Source organism: Rathayibacter sp. SD072 (assembly GCF_017355185.1).
In the GTDB taxonomy this organism is placed as follows: domain Bacteria; phylum Actinomycetota; class Actinomycetes; order Actinomycetales; family Microbacteriaceae; genus Rathayibacter.
The window spans coordinates 1-1128 of sequence record NZ_JADILJ010000104.1; the positions used below are offsets into that span (position 1 = coordinate 1).

The window sequence follows — 1128 nt, forward strand, 5'->3', positions numbered from 1 at the left end:
AGAGCGACTCGGCGTGGAGCCGGGCGAGGTCGGCCGCGCCGACGACTCCGGCGTCGTTCACGAGCTCCGCGATGCGGAACTCCGGCTCGGGGTGGTAGCCCCGCGCGGGGAGGTTGTCGAGGTAGGCCTGGCGGATCGGATCCAGCAGCAGGTCGCCGGCCTGGGCCACTCCCCCGCCGATCACGAAGAGCTGCGGATCGAGGACCGCCGACAGGCTCGCCGCCGCCTCGCCCAGCCAGTGGCCGAGCTGGCGCAGTGCGGCGAGGGCGCCGAGATCGCCCGAGACGATGAGGTCCGAGATGATGCGGCCGTTCAGCTCGCCGCCGTTGCGGGCGCGGGCGTCGGCGATGCCCTGGCCGATCCCGCCGGCGTCGGCCAGCTCACCGGCGAAGCGCTGCAGTGCGCGTCCGGAGCCGTACTGCTCGATGCAGCCGCGCGCACCGCAGCCGCAGGGCAGGCCGCCGGGGACGACGCGCATGTGCCCGACCTCGGCCGCGGCGCCGAAGCCGCCGCGCAGGAGGCGGTCGTTGATGACGATCGCGCCACCGACCCCGGTGCCGATCGTCAGCATGACCATGTCGCTCACGAGGCGCCCGGAGCCGTAGCGGAACTCGGCCCAGCCGGCCGCGTTGGCGTCGTTCTCGATGATGATCGGGAGGTCGATGCGGGCCGAGAGCTTCTCGCGGAAGGGCTCGTTGCGCCAGTTGATGTTGGGGGCGTAGTAGACGATCGACTGCGACGCGTCGATGAACCCGGCCGCCGCCACTCCGACCGCGGCGACGTCACCGGCGGGGAGTCCGTCGCGCAGGCGCTCGACCATCTCGACGACGACGTCGACGATCAGCTCGGGATGCCCGGCGGGCGTCGGCTGACGGTCCTCGCGGAGGATGGCGCCGAACTCGTCGACCAGCGCTCCCGCGATCTTCGTGCCGCCGATGTCGATCCCGATCGCGTGCACGCGAACCGCCTTCCCTCCGCCGTCGGCGCGAGGCGCCGGTGGAGCCGCCTGCTCCGGCGACCAGATCGAGTGTAGTGACCGCGGGCATCACCGGGGCGGCGGGAGGCCTGCCCGGAGAGTCGCGCGGGAGGGACGGCCCCGATCGTTACCCTGAACGGATCCACAGCTTC

At 72.9% G+C, this 1128-nt stretch carries 1 protein-coding gene; it reads right to left on the reverse strand.

Annotated features, from left to right (window positions below; translation table 11 throughout):
* Positions 1 to 958, reverse strand: a 958-nt coding sequence (locus IOC53_RS18620; RefSeq protein WP_207408104.1) for an ROK family glucokinase, incomplete at its 3' end; no start/stop codon positions are given.
* Positions 959 to 1128 lie beyond the last annotated feature (170 nt).